Below are 19,666 nucleotides of genomic sequence, written 5' to 3'. Positions count from 1 at the left end.
GCACCATGAAAAAACGCCTCGAACCCGTGCCGCGCGACGTGTCCGCGCCCGTCGAACCGGCCGGAGCGCCCGACGCACGGGCCCCTGAAGAATCACCGGCGCTGCCGGCTGCCGCCGTGGCCGGCGTGCGGCGAAAAAAAGCGCCGGACCAGGTGCGCGCGCAATTGCTGGCGGCTGCATCGGAGATCGCGACGCATCACGGCGTGGCCGCATTGACGCTCGATGCGGTGGCCGAGCGTGCCGGCGTGACGAAAGGCGCGCTGCAATATCACTTCGCGAACAAGCAGGGGCTGCTGGATGCGCTGTTCGGGCAGGCGACCGAGCGGTTCGGCGCGCAGATGGCCGCGCGGATGGCGGCGGATTCCGGCGGCGACGGCGCGGCGGCGCGTGCGTATCTGCATGCGGTGCTCGATGCCGCCAATCCGGCCGCGAGTACCGACGTGCTGCGCGTGCTCGTCGCGTCGATGATCACCGAGCAGGACACGCGCGCGCGCTGGTCGGTGCCGATGCGCGAATGGACGCGGCCCGACCCGGTGCCGCTCGAGCAGGCCGCGACGCTGATGATCTGCCGGCTCGCGGCCGACGGGTTGTGGATTTCCGAACTGCTCGACAGCATCGAGATATCGGCCGAATTGCGCGCGGAAATCGTCCGGCAGCTCGATACGATGAGCAGGGGCGCGTTTCCGAAGTGATGCGCTGCACGGGATCGATGTCGTCGGGCGAGATTCTGTCGCGCGACGGCGGGGTTCGACGTGCCACGCGTATCGAGGTCGTGATGGCCGATCACGTTTGCCCGGGACTCCACCCCGTTACGTTCGATCCTGCGGCAGCGCGTGCATGGGGCATGGCCTTTCGGAAGCTGCCGGCTACTGAACCACGGGCGTGACCGCTCATCCTTGCCGCGGGTTGCGCTGATACCCGGCCCTGAGCGCGTCGACCACGAGCTCCACCGCCCGCGACGATTTGCGCCGGCTCGGGTAATAGACGTGATGCCCGACGAACGTCGGAAACCAGTCCTCCAGCACCCAGCCGAGCCGGCCGGCTTCGACGTGATGCGCGACCAGATCCTTCGGCACATATGCGAGCCCGAAGCCGGCGAGCGCCGCGTCGACCATCTGATAGACGTTGTTGAACGTCAACTGCCCTTCGACGCGAACCTGCAACTCGCGGCGTCCCTTGCTCAACTCCCACGATAGCAGCGCGTTTCTGGTCGGCAACCGCAGATTGATGCAGTTGTGTTGTGTCAGGTCCTGCGGCGTTTTCGTCGCGGGCCGGGACGCGAGGTAATCGGGAGAACCGATGATCGACATCGTCATGTCCGGCGCGATACGCTGCGCGATCATGTCCTTGGCGACCTGGTCGCCGAGCCGTATGCCGATGTCGTAGCGGCCCGCGATGAGGTCGGTCAGACCATAGTCGTTCACCAGCTCGACCTTGAGCGCCGGATACCGGCGCAGCAGCGGTTGCAGCCGTGGCCACACGTACTCGTTCGCCGCATAGTCGGTCGCGGTGATCCGGACGTTGCCGGCCGGCTGGTCCGTCATCGCGCGCAGCGATTCCAGTTCCACCTCGATTTCCTGAAAGCGTGGGGCGATCGATTCCAGCAACCGCTGGCCGGCCTCGGTCGGCGACACGCTGCGTGTCGTGCGCGTCAGCAGCGGAATGCCCATGCGCCCCTCCAGCGCGCGCACCGTTCGGCTCAACGCCGATTGAGACACGCCGAGTTGCGCGGCCGCCCGCGTGAAATTGCGCTCGCGCGCGACGGTCATGAACGCCGCCAGGTCGTTGAAGTCTTCCATTGATTCATGCACCACAGCATAGGCCTATGCCGATTTTGCCATCTAGTCGCATGAATCGCGAGTCATTAAAGTGGGATGGCTGGCCGCCGGAGCGATCCATGCGGCACCTTTTTCGGTAGAGGACGACATCATGGAACTGAAGCGCGCGGGCTCGCAGCCCTCGATCAAGGGCCCCGACGAATGGTTCACCGGCACGGTCCGGATCGACCCGCTGAACGCACCGCCGCCGCCGGCGCGCGTGTCGTGCGCCAGCGTGACGTTCGAGCCGGGCGCACGCACCGCATGGCACACGCATCCGCTCGGCCAGACGCTGCTCGTGACCGCCGGCTGCGGCTGGACGCAATGCGACGGCGAGCCGCGCGTCGAGATCCGCGCGGGCGACGTGATCTGGTGCCCGCCCGGTCACAAGCACTGGCACGGCGCGACGTCGACCACCGCGATGACCCATATCGCGATTCAGGAAGCGCTCGACGGCAAGAACGTCGACTGGCTGGACAAGGTGACGGACGAGCAATACCTCGGTAGCGGCGAACCGCAATGAACGCGCCCGCTGCCCTGACTCCGATGCCGGCTGGAGGTCGTTGGCCGCGTCGGTTGACGGGGCGAAAAGCGATGGACGCAACGTCAACTGGCCCGAACCCGTCACCGATGTGCAATACGGCGCACGGTGACGATCGCACGCGTCGCCCGTTGCGGTTCGTCGCCGCGACGGGCCTGGCGCTGCTCGCCGCCGCGTGCACTCACATGCAAAGGACCGACACCATGCAGGAACCCTTGTCTTCCCCCGATTTGAAAGCGGTCGCCCCGGCCTTCGAGCGATACACGACGCACACCGTGTTCGACGGCTTGTGGAAGCGGCCGCACCTGTCGCCGCGCGATCGCAGCATCGTGACGCTGTCGGTGCTGATCGCCCGCGGCCAGACCGTCGAGATGCCGTTGCATGTCCGCCTCGCGCTGGATCACGGCGTGAAGCCCGCGGAAATATCGGAAATGATCGCGCACCTGGCCTTTTACGCGGGATGGGCCCACGCGAGCGCCGCGTCGATCGTCGTCAAGCACGTCTATGACGAACGCGGCATCGGGCCCGATCAGCTTGCGCCGGCGGACGCCACGCCGCTGCCGCTGAACGAGGCGGCCGAGGCGCAGCGCGCACGGACGGTCGCGGAAAACTTCGGCGCCGTCGCGCCGGGCGTGGTCGAGTACACGACCGATGCGCTGTTTCGCGACCTGTGGCTTCGCCCGGGGCTCGCGCCGCGCGACCGCAGCCTGGTGACGGTGAGTGCGCTCGTCGCCAACGGCCAGGTGGCGCAGATCCCGTATCACCTGAACCGCGCGATGGACAACGGGCTCACGCAGGCCGAGGCATCCGAGGCGTTGACGCAACTGGCGTTCTACGCGGGATGGCCGAACGTCTTTTCGGCGATGCCCGTGTTCAAGGACGTGTTTTCACGGCGCGCGGCGTGACCTGCGCGCAACTGAAGAGAGGAACATCATGACCGACAACATCGACGGCAAGGTCGTCGTTATTACGGGCGCGAGCAGCGGCCTCGGCGAAGAAACCGCGCGGCATCTGGCGCAACGTGGTGCGAAGCTGGTGCTCGGCGCGCGTCGCGTGGACCGGCTGGAGCGGCTCGCCGACGAAATCGGCGCGGGACGGCAAGCGATGCTCGAAACGGACGTCACCGAACGCGACGCAGTCCAGCGCCTGGTCGACCGCGCGGTCAACCTGCACGGCCGCATCGACGTGATGCTGAACAACGCGGGGCTGATGCCGAGCTCGATGCTCGAACGCCTGCACGTCGACGAATGGGACCGGATGATCGACGTCAACATCAAGGGCGTGCTGTATGGCATCGCCGCCGCGCTGCCGCACATGATCCGGCAGAAGGGCGGGCACATCATCAACGTGTCGTCCGTGGCCGGGCACAAGGTCGGCCCGGGCGGCGCCGTGTACGCGGCGACCAAGCATGCGGTGCGCGCGCTGACCGAAGGCTTGCGGCAGGAGGTCAAGCCGCACAACATCCGCACGACCATCCTGTCGCCGGGGGCGGTGGCGACCGAGCTGACCCGGACCATTACCGACCCGGACGTCGCGAAGGGCATGAGCCAGGTGTATCAGCAGGCCATCCCGGCATCGGCGTTCGCGCGCGCGGTGGAATACGCGATGAGCCAGCCCGACGACGTGGACATCAACGAAGTGCTGTTCCGGCCCACGAATCAGGCCTATTGAGTACGGCCGCGCGCATGCGGCCGTTGTCGAATGTCGGAGAAGAACGCTATGCCCCACATCATCGTCAAAGCGTGGCCCGGGAAAACCGAGGAGCAGAAGCAACGTCTGGCGGACGCCATCACACGCGACGTGATGACGATACTCGGTTATGGTCAGGAGTCCGTGTCAGTCGGCTTCGAGGAAATTCCCTCGGATAGGTGGAAGGAAGAAGTCTATCGTCCGGATATCGAGGCGCGTGCCGCAACGCTGTACAAAAAACCGGGCTACCGGATGTAAGCGCGCATCGCAGGCGCGCCGGCTTTGACACAGATCGCTTTGCAAGTGCAAGTCCCCGTGCCGAAGCCACGATGAAGTGCGGCTGCGCCTATGTCGACGCGGCGCGCTCGTCGAGGTGTTGCCGGGGACTGGCGGCCCGAGCCGCTCGCCGCATCGCTCGCCGTCGCTCATCGGCGCAACCTTTCGCCGTGCGTGCGGGCTTTCATGGACTGGATCGGGGGCGTATTGGCGCCGTATCTGGATTAGCGGGGTAGGGGCGACGTGTCGGGGGATGTGGTCCGTTGGCGTTATGCAAACTTGCCGACATCCGCGGCTTCCTTGACGAATCGTCCGGTCGCCAGCAGCGCCTGTTCGATGTCAGCGACGATGGCCCGATTGTTGACCGGCGCGGTCACGCACCATCCCCAGAGATCGTCGTCGATTTCATAGTGGCCGCAGGCATACGACCAATAGCTGAAATAGCGGTCCTGCGACCCGGCGAGCTGCGGGTCGTCGAGGCCGTCCGGATGCGCGAGCCGGACGGAATGCAGCGCATCCCGGAGCATGGCGGCGACGTCGGGAAAGTCGGCCGCACGATGGTCGTCGAGTATTTCGACCAGCAGATCGCTACCGTGATAAACCGGTCGAACCCGGAATCGAATCGTGTGGATCATCGCTCGGTTTTTTGTTGCGGAAACGCGTGGCGCGCGCACCGATCGTCTGGCGATGCCTGAACGAACGCCGCAATGGCTTCCACCACACCGCTTGCCAAAGGGAGATCCGGGTTCGAATACGCGGCAAGATTGTCGTCGAGCGTATCCGTGTGAACGGCCTTGAGCACGTGATTGGCATTCGCGACGATCGTCAGCCGGGCGCCTGGACTCGCGTCCTTCAACCGTTGCGCGTCCTGCACGCCCACCTGAATATCGCGCGCGCCCTGCACGATCAGCACCGGTTTCGCATACCCGGCCAGAAGGGCCGCCGGATCGATGGCCAGTTCGCTCATCAGGAACCGCTGAACCTGCGGCCTGAACAACGGCATCAGTGCAGGATCGATCGTGGCTGCGTCGACCGTCTTCCCGGCTTCGAGCGATTCGAGTATCGACATCGCGTTGCCCAGAACGGCGGCATTCGCGGGGTTCGACCGCAGTTGCTGCGTCAACACCTGTGCGAGCGGCCGCCCCGGCGTGGACACGAGGATCAGGCCGTGGATGTCGGCGGTTTGCCGCGCCGCCGACAACGCGACCCATCCTCCCTCGCTATGCCCCAGCACCCATACGCGGCGCGCACCGGTCCGCGCACGGATGGCCGCCACCCACGCGCGGACGTCTGCCGCGTAGTCGTCGATCGTGACGTCGTCCGCTTCCGCGATCGCCCAAGCGCTACCGTACATGCCGCGCTTGTCGATGCGAACCGACGCGATACCTTGGCCGAGCAATCCTTCGGCGAGCAACCGGTAAGTCGATGCCTGAAGGCCGTTTGGTCCGTTGCCGTTCCGGTCGGTCGGACCCGATCCCGGCACGATCAGCACCACCGGAGCATCGCCCGCCGCTGGAGACGACAGCGTGCCGCTCAGCGGGCCGACAGGCCCCGGTATTTCGATTTCCGTCTGCATCATGTGTGAATGACGTTCCTGATCCGTGTGGTGATGAACTTCGGGCACGGCATCAACGTACCGAATCCCGCGCCTCGCCAAGCACCCATTCCGCAAACGCCTGTACCGGCGCCGCGCTCAATTCGATCGGCTCGGGCAGCACGAGGCAGAAGTTTTTCGTCACCGCTTTGCCGTCCGGCCAGGGCGCGACCAGACGCCCTTGCTCAAGCTCGGCCCCGATGTAAAGGCGCGGCACCAGTGCGACACCGAGGCCGGCCAGCGCGGCCTCGATCAGCATCGAATGGAGATCGTATCGCGGGCCGACCGCCGAATTGGTCAGCACGATGCCGGCCTCCTGCGCATAGATCTGCCACGCATCCGGATTCTGCCGCCGGTGAAGGCGCGGGAGCGCATCCAGCGACGGGTTCGCGCCAGCGTCTTCGAGGAGCGACGGGCTGCAGACGGGCACCAGCACCTCTTCCAGCAGCGGATGCAGATGCATGCCGGCCCACGCCGGATGCGCGAAATGAATGGCTGCGTCGAATCCGCTGCCGGCCAGGAGGAACGGCTCCATCCGTTCGGCGATGTGCACGGTGATGGTCGGATGCCGATCCTGAAAGCGCTTCAGCCGGGGGATCAGCCAGCGGGTCGCGAAGGTCGGAATCGCGGCGATATCGAGACTCGCGCCTTCCACGGGCTGGCCCATCAGATACAGGCTGTCCCGTTCCAGCCGATCGAGAATCTCGCGCACCTGCACCGCGTATCGCGTGCCGTTGGGCGCCAGCCGCACGCGGTTGCCGACGCGCTCGAACAGCGTCACGCCCAGAAACGCCTCCAGCCGGCCGATCTGGCGACTGACGGCGCCCTCGGTGCGGGCCAGTTCGTCGGCGGCGCGGGCGAAACTGCCGTGTCGGGCCGCCGCCTCGAAGGCCAGGAGCGCGGAATTGCTCGGAATCTTGCGTCGCATCGGGATCGAGTTGGTGAGTGCGCTCGACGGCCTGCTTGATCAAATATCACTGAAGGCTGATTTTAAGTCGATATCTGCGCGGAAAACAGCAGATTAGCATTACGTCACTGCACTGAATATCCCGCATTCGAAGCCCAGGATGCACATCCGTCACGAAGGACAATCCGATGATCTACACCGTGGAATGCAGCTTCGCCGACCCTGCCAGCGAAGCCGAATGGAATGACTTCTACAGCGCCGACAAGCTGCCGGCCCTCATCTCGGTGACCGGCTTCCACACGTCGCAGCGTTTCAGGGCGGTAAGCGACGGCTGCCCCGTCTACCTGGCCATTCACACGATCGACGGCCTCGACGTGCTGACCGGAGACGAATATCGGCAGAAGGGCGGCGGCAATTTCGCGCGCTGGCAGCAACACATCACCGACTGGCACCGCAATCTCTACGGCGATATCGGTCGGGCACCGGCGGTCGATGCCGGCGAATTGCTCGCGCTGAGTGCCGGCGGGCCCGATCCGCTGATCGGGCTGGGCCTGAAGCCGCTGGCCATGCAAGCCGTGGCGCTGGCGCAGTGCCCGGCGCGTCGCTGGCTCGCGGTCCTGCCGCGCCGCGACGCCGCGCTTGCCGGGAACCTGCCGGCCGGCCTCGACCTGTATGCGCCGATGACGCCGCAACTGACGAAGCAGGCCCGCGATGCCTAACGTGACGTTCCATATCGATGCGGACCGCATGCCGCCCGATGCGCGCCTCGCCGAACTGTCCGCCGACTGCGTCGAACTCTGTACGGCGGTTCTCCAGGCAGAAGTCCGGAACGTCCACGTCATTTACGTGGCGGTCCGGCACGGATGCGGGCATCCGGTTTACGCGGAAATCCAGTATCGCGAGGCGTCGTGTCGCCCGCTCGCGGTCATGAGCGCGTTCATGGAAGCGCTGGATCGCGCGATCGTTCGCCGCACGGGCCTGACGGCGCGCATCCGTTGTTTCGGTCATGCCGCGCCGAACCTTCACGCCCGAAACTAGCCGCTGCGGAGAAGCAGGATGTCCAACGTTACGTTTCCCGGCCGGCGTGTCGGGGATTTCACGATCACCGCGATCAGCGACGGCTACCTCACGGCCAGCCTCGATTTCCTGTCGAATATCGACGTGTCCGACGCTACCGCGATGCAGCGCGCGGCCGGGCAGCACGAGCCGTCCGCCGTGCATATCAACTGCTACGTGGTGCGCGGTGCGGGCCGCACGATTCTCGTCGACGCCGGGGCCGGCGGCATCAGGCAATGGGGCGGCCGCCTGATGGACAATTTGCGGCTGGCCGGCATCGACGCTGCCGCGATCGACACCGTCCTGCTCACCCACGCCCATCCCGACCATGTCGGCGGGCTGCTGAATGCCGCCGGACAGGTTGCGTTTCCGAATGCGGAACTCGTCGCGCATCGACGCGAGGTCGGATTCTGGCGCGACGACGGCAACCTGAGTCGCGCAAGCGAGCGCGCCCGTGGCAATTTCCGGATCGCGCGTCACGCATTCGATGCGTACGGCGACGCGCTCCGGACCGTCGACGAAGGCGAGGTGCTCCCGGGGATCGCTGCGATATCCCTACCGGGACATACCGACGGACACACCGGCTACCTGCTCGAATCCGGCGATCGGGGCCTGCTCGTGTGGGGCGATATCGTGCATTTTCCGCACATCCAGATCGAACGACCGGACGTCGCGATCGCATTCGATCAGGATGCGTCGCAAGCGGCGACGACGCGTTCGCGGCTGCTGGATCGGGTCAGCTCGGAAGGGCTGCTGATCGCCGGCATGCATCTGGGCGAACCCGGCTTCGCGCGCATCAGGCGAACGCACGGCGAATACGGGCTGTTTTACGAGACCGACGCATGAGGCGATGCACGCGGACGTGCGTGGTCGATACCCGGTGTCCGCTTTGCAGGCTGCCGCTCGAGGAGGACAATCCAGCCTGGACCCTCGTCGGCGGTCGCACGTCATGGCCCCATTCCAGCCCGATGGACGGCATACCGTCACGCCGCGGATCGTCGTTGCGGATCCGCGCAACCTGATCGTCTTCATCCGCGCGGTGTTCGACGCGGAGGGCGGATTCCGTACCGGTTTGCCTGCCGAGATCCGGATCGGCCGCCGTCGTGGTGATCGGCGGCGCAGACGGCCTGCGCGGTCCGATGCCGGCGTTTTTGCACGTGTATGTCCAGGACACCGATTCGACTTGTGGGCGGGCGCTCGCGGCGCAAGCGATCCCGCTGGAAGCGCCCGCCGACATGCCGTACCGCGACCGGCGGCCGATGGTGAAGGCTGCGTGGAGAAACGTCTGGCAGATCGCCACGCACCAGCGCGACCTGTCGATCGACGAGATTCGTTCCAGGCTCGGCGACGGCCGGTAGCCGCGCTGCTGCCTCCTTCCCTCTGTCGCAATCGTCAAGATTCGCGTCGCGTGCGGATAAAAGCCGCCCGTTCCCCGCGCCGTTAACCCGTTCGCAGCCCCCGCGCCTCGTCTTGCGTCACGGCGCGCGTCGTTCGTGTTCCGGAATTCACATTCGCCGCTGGCCGTGCCCGGCCGGCTCAAGGGAACGTCATGCGAAAACAACTCACTATCCGTGGTGGACTCGTCGCGACCATCGCCGGCTACACCGTGCTGCTCGTGCTGGTGGTCGGCGCAGGCATCGCGGCGCTTTATATGGGCAACGGTTCGCTCGAGGCGATGTACCGCGACGATACCGCGTCGCTGCTGCATCTGAAGACCAGCTCCGAGCGGATGCTGGTGCTGCGCGAACGCATGAGCGACGTCGCGCAGATCATCAGCGCCGGCCAGCCCGCGAAGGCGGAAGTCGCGCAACTCCACACGCTGCTCAAGCAGAGCGACGACGAGCTGGACGCGTACACGCGCCTGCATCCGCGCGACGCCGGCGAGCAGGCGCTGTTCGACACGCTGCAGAATCGCCGGCGCGCGCTGCTCGACCGCGTGTTCCTGAAGGCGCTGTCGCAGCTCGACGGCGACGACGCGTTCAACTTCCTCGACACCCAGCGCACCGCGCCGCCGGCATTGTTCGCCGCCTACCAGGAGGCGATCGATGCGCTCGAATCGTTCCAGGTCACGCGTCAGAAGGCGCGCTACGATGCGGCCGGTGCGAATTTCCACCGGATCGTATGGGGGATGGGGGCGGTCGCGGTGCTGGCGCTCGTCGTCGGCTTCGTTGCGCAGCGCGTGCTCGCGAAGGCGATCATCGGGCCGATCAATCTCGCGGTCGACCAGTTCGAAAAGATCTCGAAGGGCGACCTGACCGGCACCGTCGTCGTGCCGGGCGAGAACGAGATGGCGTATCTGCTGAATGCGCTGAAGCGGATGCAGGACGGCCTCGTCGAGACCGTCAGCCAGGTGCGCGCGAGCACCGAGACGATCGTCGGCGACGTGCGCACGATCGCGAGCGGCAACGTCGACCTGTCCGCGCGCACCGAGCAGCAGGCCGTGTCGCTGCAGCAGGCGGCCGCGAGCGTCGAGCAACTGACGGCGGCCGTGCGCCAGAACGCGGACAACGCGCGCGATGCGCGCACCTACGTCGAGGGCGCGGCCGGCATTGCATCGCGCGGCGGCGAAGCGATGCAGCGCGTCGTCGAGACGATGTCGGAAATTTCGCACAGCTCGACACGCATCTCCGGCATCGTCGGCGTGATCGAGAGCATCGCGTTCCAGACCAACATCCTCGCGCTGAACGCCGCCGTCGAAGCCGCGCGCGCGGGTGAGCAAGGCCGCGGTTTCGCGGTCGTCGCGAGCGAGGTGCGCGGGCTCGCGCAACGTTGTGCGGCGGCGGCGAAGGAAATCCGCGATCTGATCGGCCATTCCGCGCGACGCGTCGAAGATGGCAGCGGCCTCGTCGCCCTGGCCGGCTCGGCGATGGCCGAGCTGGTTGCGGCGGTCGAACGCGTCAACACGATCATGGGCGAAACCAGCCAGGCATTCGACGAGCAGTCGTCGGGCATCGAACAGGTGAACGCCGCGGTGATCCAGATGGAGCAGACGATGCAGCGCAATGCCGCACTGGTCGAGGAGGCGGCGGCCGCGGCGCTGTCGCTCGACGAACAGGGCGCGCGGCTGAGTGCGGCGGTCGCCCAGTTCCGTCTGCGCGAAGCGGCGCTCGCGTGACGGGCGCGCTTATTGCGGTGCGTCGGGCAACGCGTAGTCGAAGCGGTACGCATGCCGGCCGTTGTCGATGTCGATGTGCATCGAACCGGACAGCCCGAGCAACTCGTCCGTGCCGGAATCGGGCACGACCGTGATCGACTGCGCCGGCTGCCCGCGCGTCATGGTGGAGCTGTGCTGCAGGACAAAACTGCCCTTGCGTCCGCCGAGCACGCCTGTGACGGTTTCCATCGCCACGTACCCGGCCGAACCCTGAACGCTGCTGCGAAACGCGAGCATTTCGCCTTGGCTGACGGCTTCCAGATCGCCGTGAAAATGCTTGTCCAGCGACATGCGGCCGAGCCCGCTGGGTTCGGCGACGCGACTCAGGGATTCCGGATTCAGCTTCACTTCGAATGGACCGCTGGCCTGCAGTTTCATTGGCATTCTCCTGGTTGAATGGGCACTCCGCACTATAAGCCAAGCGGGTTCCGCCGACGGTGACCGAATGCCGGCCGTGTACGGGACGAGCCGTCGCGCCACCGCAGTCCGACATCTTCCTCTACTCATCGCCTTGACCTTGAAGCTGACTTGAAGCTTAGAGTCCTTGCTGACGGCAGTGAATCGGCAGGCCGTGGATTTCGCCTGCCACGGTCGAGCATCGACGAGAGGCGACGAACATGGACAGACGTTTTACACAGGTCGAATTCGGGCCGCACACGGTCGACGTGCCCGAGGGCGGGTACTACGACCGGTTCCGGATGAATCCGGACCTGGACGCGGTGGCGCGCGATCCCGCGGCGGGGAACATCGATTTTTTCCGGCGAATTCCGAAGCGTCAGGTGGCGTCACGCGTGGGCCCGACCTGGGCGCCGAACTTCTACTACCGCTCCAGCAGCATTCAACTGCTGTTCCTTGCACCGCTCGACCGCTTGCGGACCATGCTGCCGATCCCGCTCGAACCGCTGCGGGCGCTGCCCGGATACGGGCTCGTCGCGCTGACGTTCTTTTCGTATTCGGTCTGCGACAACGATCCGTACGACGAAGTATCGGTCGCGGTGGTCATTCGCCGGCCCGGCGCGACAGGTTCGCACGCGCTGGAACTGATCGACTCGATGCGGCGCCGGAGTTTCTTCGCGCACGTGCTGGCGCTGCCGGTCACGACGGACATTGCGCGGGTACGTGGCGTACACGGCTATCAGTTGCCGAAGTGGCTCGCCGAGATCGACGTGAACATCGATGCCACCGCGCGCGCGCGTATCGCCGGCCCGGGCGGGCGGCCGGATCTGAGCCTGAGCGTGCCGCTGCCGACGCTGACCCACGTCCCGTCGCAATCGCACATGGGTACGACGACGATGGTCAATCGCATCGACGGCGAATGGCATCAGTCGTCGGTGCAGACCAACATGCTGTCGTTCGCGCAGCGCCTGTTGCCGCGCAACGTCGAGCTGGTGCGGCACGGCGGGCCGCTGAGCCAGTTGCTCGACGGGCTCGGCGCATCCACAATCATGCGTCTCGACGTGGTCAAGGATGCGCAACTGGTCCTGAATCTGCCGACGCCTTTGAGGGCGTTCGACGAATCCGGAAAGCCACGCTAACGATACGGATGCGTGCGACGTGCGCGCACGGAAGGAGTCGTCCATGCCTCAACCGACCTACGATCTCGTCGTATTTGGCGCCACCAGTTTCGTCGGGCAAATCCTGACCCGCTATCTGTCCGACTACCTGTCGGACGCGGGCGCCGGCGATACGTTGCGCTGGGCGATCGCGGGCCGCTCCGACGCGAAGCTCAGGCAGGTCCGGGATACGCTCGGCGCGGCCGGGCAGTCGGTGCCGATCATCGTCGCCGACGCGGCCGACGAAGCGCAGCTTCAGGCGCTGTGCGCGCAAACGCGGGTGGTCGTGTCCACCGTCGGCCCCTACGCGCTGTACGGCGAGCCGCTGGTCAGGGTCTGCGCGCAAACCGGCACAGACTATTGCGATCTCACCGGCGAGACGCAGTGGATCAGGCGGATGATCGACCGGTACGAAGCCGCGGCCCGGCAATCGGGCGCGCGCATCGTGCATTGCTGCGGCTTCGATTCGGTGCCTTCCGACATGGGCGTGTTCTTCCTGCAGCAACAGGCGCGGCAGCAATGGGGCGAGCCGGCCGCTCATGTGAAGATGCGCGTCAAAACGCTGAAGGGCGGTGCGTCGGGCGGCACCGTGGCCAGCGTGATCAACGTCGTGCGCGAGGCGGCGGCGGATCCGGCATTGCGGCGCGAACTGCTCGATCCTTATTCGTTGTGCCCGCAACGGCATGGTTTCACGGTGCGGCAGCACGCGGTGCGATCCGCCGAATTCGATCGCGACTGCGGCGCGTGGATCGCACCGTTCGTGATGGCCGCGATCAACGAGCGCGTCGTGCACCGCTCCAATGCGCTGGCGGGCAATGCGTACGGCAGCCGCTTCACCTATGACGAGGCCGTGATGACGGGCACGGGCCTGAAAGGACGCGTGACTGCGCTGACGATGGTGGCGGGCCTCGGCGCATTCATGGTGGGCGTCCTCATCGGGCCGGTGCGCAGCCTGATGGCGCGCTTCCTGCTGCCGAAACCCGGCGAGGGGCCGAGCGTCGACGCTCAACGGGCCGGCCGCTACGATTTGCGCTTCTTCGGCCGCACCGACGACGGGCGAATCTTGCGCGTGAAAGTCACCGGCGATCGCGATCCCGGCTACGGCTCCACCGGCAAGATGCTCGGTCAGGCCGCGCTCGGCCTCGCGCTCGATTGCCGCCGCGACGGCGTGAAGACCGGCCGCGGCGGCGGTTTCTGGACGCCCGCGACGATGTTCGACGAGCGCTATATCGAGCGCCTGGTTCGCCATGCCGGGTTGCGTTTCGAGGTGATTTGAAGGCAGTCGCCATCCGCTATTCGAGCCGGGCGGGACGCCATGCAGGGGCCGGCGCCGGCGGGACGCCCGCGGGCGCTGCCCGCTACGCCCGGTTGCGCGTACTTGCTCCGGTGCGGGCGGCCGTTTCGTCCAGGATCATTGCGGCGAATTCGACGGCCGCCGGCATCCGCGCGTCGTGCATCATCACGAATTCCATCTCCGGCAGTGCCGGCAAGCCTTCGGGCAAGCCGAGTTCGCGAAGCGTGTCGTCGATCGCGCTGCGCGGCACCGGTGCGATCGCGATGCCGGCCCGTGCGAAGGTGCGGATGCCGGTCACGCTCGGGCTTTCGCACGCGATCCGGTAACGCATGCCGGCCAGCGCGAGCGCCGTGATGGCTGCGCCGCGATACGGGCACGGATCGGGGAAGCACGCGAGCGGCACGTCGCCTTCCGGCAGCGGCTCATGCCGCGCGAACGCCCAGACGAGCGGCTCTTGCCACAACGTCGCGCCATGGCCCGAGTGCGAGCACCGGCTGCCGATCACGAGATCGAATTCGCCGTCGGCATGCCGTCGAAACAGGCTGTCGCCGATATCGACGACGAGCTCCAGCCGCAGGCCGCGTCGCGCGGCGCCATGGCGGCGCATCAGGTCCGGCAGCCAGCCGCCTGCGAAATCCTCCGACACGCCGATCCGCAGCTTGACGTCGACCGCGTTACCCGTTCCCAGCCTGGCGCGCGCTTCCGCGCTCAGGTTGAGCATCGCACGCGCGTAGCCGAGCAGCGTTTCGCCGTGTGGGGTGAGCGTCACGCTGCGCGTATTGCGCACGAGCAGTGTCTGGCCGACCTGTTGCTCGAGGCGCACGATCTGCGCGCTGACCGCGGACTGGCTGAGGTTCAGCCGGCGCCCGGCGCCGGTGAAGCTGCGCACGTCGGCGACTGCAACGAACGTATGAAGCAGCGCGGTGTCGAGAGGAAGGTTCATTCATCACCAATCCGGGTTAATTCGATCAATTAATATCGTTTCCGGATTATAGGCCGACCCGCTAGGCTGCGAAGTGCAGTGGGCGAGCGCGCATCCCGTGCGCCGTCGTCACTTCTGGCAAGGACCGGCGTCATGACACGCGTGCTCTATATCGAAGGCTCACCCAACAAGGCATATTCGGCGTCCATCGAGGTATGCGACGCGTTTCTCGACACATACCGGCAAGTGCATCCCGATCACGAGATTCGGAAGCTCGATATCTGGGATCTGCCGATGCCCGAGTTCGATGCCGCCGCGCTGGCCGCGAAATATGCGGGATTGAGCGGCACGGCATTGACGCCGGAGCAGGCGGCTGCGTGGCGGCAGATCGAGCGGCTCGCGGCGCCGTTCCACGCAGCGGACAAGTTCCTGTTCGGCGTGCCGCTGTGGAATTTCAGCATTCCGTACAAACTCAAGCACCTGATCGACGTGATCTCGCAGAAGGATGTGTTGTTCACGTTCGATGCGGCGGGGTTTGCCGGCAAGCTGGTCGGCAAAAAAGCGGCGGTGGTCTACGCGCGCGGGCTGGCCTATCAGTCGCCGGGGTCGTTGACGCCGGCCGCCGAGTTCGATCTGCAGCGCCCTTACATGGAAACGTGGCTCAGGTTCGTGGGCGTGACGGACGTCACCGGGATCGTCGTCGAGCGCACGTTGTTCCCGGACGGGAAGGTCGACCGCAGCCGCGCGTTCGACGAAGCTCGGGCGATTGCGCGCACGTTCTGACGTCGCCGCGCGCTGCATCCGTGCGAGCCGAGGGTCAGCGCCCGCCGCGTGCGATGGCGAGCGCGACGCCGAAGCCCACCAGCAGGCATCCGAACGTGCGATCGATCCAGTGCCGCAGCGCCAGCAGGCGATCGCGGACGGCCGTGGCGGAGAAACACAGCGCCACGAGGCTGAACCAGCCGGCATGTGCGGCCGCGATGAATGCGCCGTAACCGATCTGCACGATCAGCGGCGTGTCGGGGCGCACGGCCTGCATGAACAGGCTGACGATGAACACCGTGGTTTTGGGATTCAGCGCGTTGGTCAGAAAGCCCGTGCGCAGCGCGGCGAGATCGGACAGCGGCGCCACGCGGGTGTCGGCTTGCGCGTCGCCGGCTTTCGTCATGAGCATCTTTGCGCCGAGGTAGATCAGGTACATCGCGCCGATCAGCTTGACGGCGTTGAAGAGCCACAGCGATTGTCGGATCAGGAGCCCGACGCCCAGCAGCGTGTAGCTCACGTGGACCGTCACGCCGAGCCCGATCCCGCATGCGGTGAACACGCCGGAACGACGCGACAGCATCAGGCTGTTGCGCGTGACCATCGCGAAGTCAGGCCCCGGGCTGATGACGGCCAGCAGCGTAATGGTGACTACGACTATCAGTTCGGTCATGGTGTTGCTCCAGCGATGAATGGGTTGATGGCACAATCGTATCCATCGTGCTTCATCGGGGAAAACGATGTTTTCTGACCAAAATGGTGAGTCTGGATCACAGTCGATTCGGACGAACCTGCCGTCGCTGATGGCGCTGCGTTGTTTCGAGGCGGCGGCGCGTCACGAGAATTTCAGCCGCGCGGCCGACGAGCTGTGCCTGACCCATGGCGCGGTCAGCCGCGCGGTACGTCTGCTCGAGGACGACCTGGGCGTGGCGCTGTTCGAGCGACGCAGTCGTCGCGTGTTCCTGACCGATGCCGGCCGCACGCTCGCCCAGGCCGTCCATGATGGCCTGGGGCTGATGCGTCACGCCGCCCACGCATTGCGCACCGAGGCCGCCCGTGCGCGACGTCCGGTCCTGTCGTGCGAGCCGACGCTCCTGATGCGCTGGCTGATTCCGCGCTGGCCGGATTTCCAGGCGCGGCATGCGGGCGTCGATATCCATCTGGTCGCCGCGGGCGGGCCGTTCTCGTTCGACGACGGTATCGACATGGCGATTCGTCGCAACGATTTCGCGTGGCCGGCCGGGTATCACGCGGAACATCTGTTCGCCGAACGGGTGGGGCCGGTTTGCCGGCCGGACAGGGTCGGCGCGTGGTTTGCATCGCGTCGCGGCGGCCGCGCGTTGAAGCCCGACGCTGCGCTGCTGCATACGCGGACCCGGCCGGACGCATGGCACGCGTGGGCGGCGGCGGCGAAGCAGCCGGCCGCGAACGGGCGCGGGCAGCGGTTCGATCACTTCTACTTCAGTCTGCAGGCGGCCGTCGCGGGGCTTGGGGTGGCGATCGGGCCGTGGCATCTGGTGCGCGACGACATCGAAAGCGGTGTGCTGGTTGCGCCGATGGGGTTCGTCGAGGATGGATCGGATTACTACCTGTTGACGCCGGCGCCGGTGGCGGACGGGAGTGCGCAGGCGGCGTTGCTGGGCTGGTTGAGGGGGCGGGTTTGACGGCGGTTGCCAGGCGGGCCTTCAAACAGGCGGCGAAGCGTGTGCCCGAAGCGCCGGGGTGATTCAGGCGATGGCAGGCGTGGCATGCCTCGCCGCTGTCAACGGACCGGCACGGGCCGGTCGTCGCGTTGAACCAGGACTCGTACCGCCCGCACGAGATGGCGATTGATCGTCGGAATCAGCGAGACGGGAATCTCGTGAGGGCCGGCAGTTCGAAAATCGGCTACGTGCATGATATGAACCAGCCCGACGTTGAACTGAACGAATGCTTCGATGTCCGGGTCGTCCCGGATCGCGCTGCCCGAGCGCAAGGAAAGTTCAGTCGACGATATAGCGCTCGCGGATTTTTTGGATTGTGGCAAGTTCGTCGAGCGGCTTCAAGGTCGCCTTGGGCAGGGAGCGACGACTGTCTCTGTATCCGGAATGGGCAGCGCAGTGGTTCCGCGCTACGCTCGTCGGCATTGATCGACGCAGATGCCAGACTGGTCTTTGCCGAATTCAATTGCACGCGACGCGGGGTTTTCCCGGGAACAAGCCGTCGCGATCGACATTGCAGGCGACGAACAGAGTTGGCGCAAAGATCGACATCGTCACCATTGCGTGCAAACCTGAGTGTTGCAAGGGCAATACCGGATAGCCGTCCAGACGCACGGGCGTGGCAGATTTCGACCGGCTTTGCCGAAATGGCGCATGATGGCGTGCGCGTCGCTAAAAGATCGTTGCGATGTGCTTTATCGCACCCGTGAATGAGCGTGGATAAAGTTGCACTCATTCTTCATCTTTTTTACAAAACATTTAACGACGCACGTGCAACCCCGGGCGATGTCGGGCAGCAGCGAACATTTCCCGTCGTCTTTAAACCCGCATCTTTACCCGACCATCCACGACGAGGCGCGGCGATGCTACTTCAAACCGGTAATTTATTCAGCGCCGAAGGGCGGCGCGGCGGCGACGAGCGAATCGACATGCTGGTCACGGGCCCGCACGTGAACGTCGAGCGAATCGTATCGATGGGGCATGCGAGCCCGGACGGGTTCTGGTACGACGACTCGCGCGCCGAATGGGTCGTGCTGCTGTCCGGCGCGGCCGTGCTCGAATTCGAAGCGGATGCAACGCGGCTCGATATGCGCGCGGGAGATTACGTGCTGATCGAGCCGCATTGCCGTCATCGTGTCGCGTGGACGCATGACGAAATGCAAACCGTCTGGCTTGCGATCTATTACGAACGCTGAAGAAAGGATTGGCGTGCGGCACGATCGGTCGATTGACCCGTGCGCGACACGCCGATCGGGCAAAACCTCGTCAACCGGAACGGCCTTGGAAACCCGCCGGTATCGATGCCCGACTCAATGCCCAAATCGCCGGACAGCGCGTTGAATCGCGCGCCGGATCATGCCGGCAATCTTATTCCTGGATCAGGAATCGATTGCGATTCTTCGCATCCTTGATCCATGCGGGCGCGCGACCGCGGCCCGACCAGGTCGCGCCGGTCTTCGGATCGCGATACTTTGCCTGCACGGGAGCGCCCGCTTGTTTGGCCGGCCGACCGCGGCGCGTACCGAAAATGTCTTTTTCGGTAATGCCGTATTCCGCGACTTTGGTGCGGATGTCGTCGACGATCGCCTGGAATTCAGCGACGCGCGCTGCTTCGGCTTTCTCGGCCAAAGCGTCCATTTGAGCTTTCAGTTCCTTGTAAGTTGCCATATATCACTCTTCAGGTTGTGTCCATACATGATAGCGGTTTCAACCGGAAATGATAAAGAAAATTGCGCCGACTACGAATTCCATTGCCGATATGGCAATGCGCGACTACTTCGAACACCTGAGAAGTGGTTTGACTTGAATCGTTTGCGTCCGATCTTCTCCGGCGAGACACGCTGCGGAGACTCAATTATTCTTTATCTTTTTTCAGAGGGATTGGGGAATTCACTGATGAACAGGGATGACACGCTGAAACAGGTTGCAGCCGAATTCGGATTCGATCCGGACGAAACGATCAGGATCGGCGGAAAGTACACGCCCGTGCTGGTCGACGGAAGCACGGCCTACATTGCCGGCCAGGTGCCGCGTATCGGCGAAGTGGTGCATTTCGTCGGCGTCGTGGGCGAATCCGTTTCGCTGGACGATGGCCGCCGCGCGGCCGGCATCTCGGCGCTGCGCGCGCTGTCGCTGATCCGCAAGCATTGCGGCACGCTCGATGCGATCGCGACGGTGCCGCGCATGACCGTGTACGTGCGCAGCGCGCCCGGCTTCACGATGCAAAGCGAAGTGGCCGACGGCGCGTCCGACGTGTTGTACGCGGTGCTCGGCGACGCCGGCGTCCATACGCGTTCGTCGGTCGGCGTGCTGCAATTGCCGAAGGGTGCATCGGTCGAAGCGGATTTCATTTTCGGGCTGAACCGCGGCGGTGCCGCCGGTTGATTCGCCGTGGCTGGGC

At 65.5% G+C, this 19,666-nt stretch carries 24 protein-coding genes and 1 pseudogene; 17 read left to right on the top strand and 8 right to left on the bottom strand.

Annotation, left to right across the window (positions count from 1 at the left end; genetic code table 11):
- Positions 1-5 precede the first annotated feature (5 nt).
- A complete protein-coding gene (locus tag DFS13_RS18785) occupies positions 6-692 on the top strand; it encodes a TetR/AcrR family transcriptional regulator (protein ID WP_080331943.1) in 687 nt (228 codons plus the stop codon).
- Positions 693-890: 198 nt separating this feature from the next.
- Here the strand turns inward: DFS13_RS18785 and DFS13_RS18780 are convergent, their stop codons facing one another.
- Positions 891-1,799, bottom strand: a complete 909-nt coding sequence (locus DFS13_RS18780; protein ID WP_080331944.1) for a LysR family transcriptional regulator — start codon at positions 1,797-1,799, stop codon at positions 891-893.
- Positions 1,800-1,929: 130 nt separating this feature from the next.
- On the opposite strand from DFS13_RS18780, the gene DFS13_RS18775 reads away from it, so the two are divergent.
- From DFS13_RS18775 to DFS13_RS41160, 5 genes and pseudogenes are all read left to right on the top strand, one after another.
- Positions 1,930-2,340 (top strand): cupin domain-containing protein, encoded by a 411-nt coding sequence (locus DFS13_RS18775; RefSeq protein WP_006497975.1) that lies wholly within the window; start codon positions 1,930-1,932, stop codon positions 2,338-2,340.
- A 221-nt stretch (positions 2,341-2,561) separates the two neighbouring features.
- Positions 2,562-3,263 (top strand): carboxymuconolactone decarboxylase family protein, encoded by a 702-nt coding sequence (locus DFS13_RS18770; RefSeq protein ID WP_370542517.1) that lies wholly within the window; start codon positions 2,562-2,564, stop codon positions 3,261-3,263.
- Positions 3,264-3,291: 28 nt separating this feature from the next.
- Positions 3,292-4,029: an SDR family oxidoreductase gene (locus DFS13_RS18765; RefSeq protein WP_048988565.1), complete on the top strand. Its 738-nt coding sequence runs from the start codon at positions 3,292-3,294 to the stop codon at positions 4,027-4,029.
- Between the two features lie 48 nt (positions 4,030-4,077).
- On the top strand, positions 4,078-4,305 hold the full coding sequence (locus DFS13_RS18760) for a tautomerase family protein (RefSeq protein WP_006483372.1): 228 nt from the start codon (positions 4,078-4,080) through the stop codon (positions 4,303-4,305).
- A gap of 100 nt (positions 4,306-4,405) precedes the next feature.
- Positions 4,406-4,551: pseudogene (locus DFS13_RS41160) on the top strand (LysR family transcriptional regulator); the annotation flags it as partial.
- Between the two features lie 41 nt (positions 4,552-4,592).
- On the opposite strand, the gene DFS13_RS18750 reads toward DFS13_RS41160, so the two are convergent.
- The 3 genes from DFS13_RS18750 to DFS13_RS18740 are packed head-to-tail and all read right to left on the bottom strand — an operon-like array spanning position 4,593 to position 6,845.
- A complete protein-coding gene (locus DFS13_RS18750; RefSeq protein ID WP_111441981.1) occupies positions 4,593-4,958 on the bottom strand; it encodes a hypothetical protein in 366 nt (121 codons plus the stop codon).
- Positions 4,955-5,902, bottom strand: coding sequence for an alpha/beta hydrolase (locus DFS13_RS18745; RefSeq protein WP_111441980.1), 948 nt, complete (start codon positions 5,900-5,902; stop codon positions 4,955-4,957). Before DFS13_RS18745 ends, DFS13_RS18750 begins: the two co-directional genes overlap by 4 nt.
- Before the next feature lie 49 nt (positions 5,903-5,951).
- Entirely contained in the window at positions 5,952-6,845 is an 894-nt protein-coding gene (locus tag DFS13_RS18740; RefSeq protein ID WP_006491561.1) for a LysR substrate-binding domain-containing protein, read from the bottom strand.
- A 167-nt stretch (positions 6,846-7,012) separates the two neighbouring features.
- On the opposite strand from DFS13_RS18740, the gene DFS13_RS18735 reads away from it, so the two are divergent.
- The 5 genes from DFS13_RS18735 (at position 7,013) to DFS13_RS18710 (ending at position 10,995) form a co-directional block, all read left to right on the top strand.
- On the top strand, positions 7,013-7,543 hold the full coding sequence (locus tag DFS13_RS18735) for a hypothetical protein (protein WP_006483378.1): 531 nt from the start codon (positions 7,013-7,015) through the stop codon (positions 7,541-7,543).
- Positions 7,536-7,862 carry a hypothetical protein gene (locus tag DFS13_RS18730; RefSeq protein WP_006483371.1) on the top strand — a complete coding sequence of 109 codons (327 nt, stop codon included), beginning with the start codon at positions 7,536-7,538 and terminating at the stop codon, positions 7,860-7,862. The genes DFS13_RS18735 and DFS13_RS18730 overlap by 8 nt, the downstream gene beginning before the upstream one ends.
- Positions 7,863-7,880: 18 nt before the next feature.
- Positions 7,881-8,726, top strand: a complete 846-nt coding sequence (locus tag DFS13_RS18725; protein ID WP_006483377.1) for an MBL fold metallo-hydrolase — start codon at positions 7,881-7,883, stop codon at positions 8,724-8,726.
- A gap of 257 nt (positions 8,727-8,983) precedes the next feature.
- Complete coding sequence (locus DFS13_RS18715; RefSeq protein ID WP_230205755.1) at positions 8,984-9,238, top strand: glyoxalase; 255 nt, start codon at positions 8,984-8,986, stop codon at positions 9,236-9,238.
- 191 nt (positions 9,239-9,429) lie between these two features.
- Positions 9,430-10,995 carry a methyl-accepting chemotaxis protein gene (locus DFS13_RS18710; protein ID WP_034203940.1) on the top strand — a complete coding sequence of 522 codons (1,566 nt, stop codon included), beginning with the start codon at positions 9,430-9,432 and terminating at the stop codon, positions 10,993-10,995.
- 9 nt (positions 10,996-11,004) lie between these two features.
- Here the strand turns inward: DFS13_RS18710 and DFS13_RS18705 are convergent, their stop codons facing one another.
- Positions 11,005-11,412: a DUF3224 domain-containing protein gene (locus tag DFS13_RS18705; protein ID WP_062911510.1), complete on the bottom strand. Its 408-nt coding sequence runs from the start codon at positions 11,410-11,412 to the stop codon at positions 11,005-11,007.
- 239 nt (positions 11,413-11,651) lie between these two features.
- On the opposite strand from DFS13_RS18705, the gene DFS13_RS18700 reads away from it, so the two are divergent.
- Positions 11,652-12,569: an acetoacetate decarboxylase family protein gene (locus DFS13_RS18700; RefSeq protein WP_006483364.1), complete on the top strand. Its 918-nt coding sequence runs from the start codon at positions 11,652-11,654 to the stop codon at positions 12,567-12,569.
- A gap of 43 nt (positions 12,570-12,612) precedes the next feature.
- Positions 12,613-13,863 (top strand): trans-acting enoyl reductase family protein, encoded by a 1,251-nt coding sequence (locus DFS13_RS18695; protein ID WP_006497984.1) that lies wholly within the window; start codon positions 12,613-12,615, stop codon positions 13,861-13,863.
- Between the two features lie 82 nt (positions 13,864-13,945).
- Here the strand turns inward: DFS13_RS18695 and DFS13_RS18690 are convergent, their stop codons facing one another.
- Complete coding sequence (locus tag DFS13_RS18690; RefSeq protein WP_111441979.1) at positions 13,946-14,824, bottom strand: LysR substrate-binding domain-containing protein; 879 nt, start codon at positions 14,822-14,824, stop codon at positions 13,946-13,948.
- Positions 14,825-14,956: 132 nt separating this feature from the next.
- Here DFS13_RS18690 and DFS13_RS18685 point away from each other — a divergent pair, with 132 nt between their 5' ends.
- Entirely contained in the window at positions 14,957-15,586 is a 630-nt protein-coding gene (locus DFS13_RS18685; RefSeq protein WP_111441978.1) for an FMN-dependent NADH-azoreductase, read from the top strand.
- A gap of 34 nt (positions 15,587-15,620) precedes the next feature.
- On the opposite strand, the gene DFS13_RS18680 is transcribed toward DFS13_RS18685, so the two are convergent.
- Positions 15,621-16,238, bottom strand: coding sequence for a LysE family translocator (locus DFS13_RS18680; RefSeq protein WP_060213203.1), 618 nt, complete (start codon positions 16,236-16,238; stop codon positions 15,621-15,623).
- Positions 16,239-16,305: 67 nt separating this feature from the next.
- On the opposite strand from DFS13_RS18680, the gene DFS13_RS18675 reads away from it, so the two are divergent.
- Both DFS13_RS18675 and DFS13_RS18665 read left to right on the top strand, forming a co-directional pair.
- Positions 16,306-17,229, top strand: coding sequence for a LysR family transcriptional regulator (locus DFS13_RS18675; protein WP_111441977.1), 924 nt, complete (start codon positions 16,306-16,308; stop codon positions 17,227-17,229).
- 899 nt (positions 17,230-18,128) lie between these two features.
- Positions 18,129-18,461 carry a cupin domain-containing protein gene (locus tag DFS13_RS18665; RefSeq protein ID WP_006483368.1) on the top strand — a complete coding sequence of 111 codons (333 nt, stop codon included), beginning with the start codon at positions 18,129-18,131 and terminating at the stop codon, positions 18,459-18,461.
- Positions 18,462-18,633: 172 nt separating this feature from the next.
- On the opposite strand, the gene DFS13_RS18660 is transcribed toward DFS13_RS18665, so the two are convergent.
- Complete coding sequence (locus DFS13_RS18660; RefSeq protein WP_006483375.1) at positions 18,634-18,933, bottom strand: H-NS family nucleoid-associated regulatory protein; 300 nt, start codon at positions 18,931-18,933, stop codon at positions 18,634-18,636.
- Positions 18,934-19,161: 228 nt separating this feature from the next.
- Between DFS13_RS18660 and DFS13_RS18655 the strand changes: the two genes are divergently transcribed.
- Positions 19,162-19,650 carry a RidA family protein gene (locus DFS13_RS18655; RefSeq protein ID WP_006483369.1) on the top strand — a complete coding sequence of 163 codons (489 nt, stop codon included), beginning with the start codon at positions 19,162-19,164 and terminating at the stop codon, positions 19,648-19,650.
- Positions 19,651-19,666 lie beyond the last annotated feature (16 nt).

The sequence above is a fragment of the Burkholderia sp. 28_3 genome (genome assembly GCF_003253915.1).
In the GTDB taxonomy this organism is placed as follows: domain Bacteria; phylum Pseudomonadota; class Gammaproteobacteria; order Burkholderiales; family Burkholderiaceae; genus Burkholderia; species Burkholderia cenocepacia.
The sequence above is the reverse complement of the archived record's forward strand: the minus strand, read 5'-3'. Positions and strand labels throughout refer to the sequence as shown.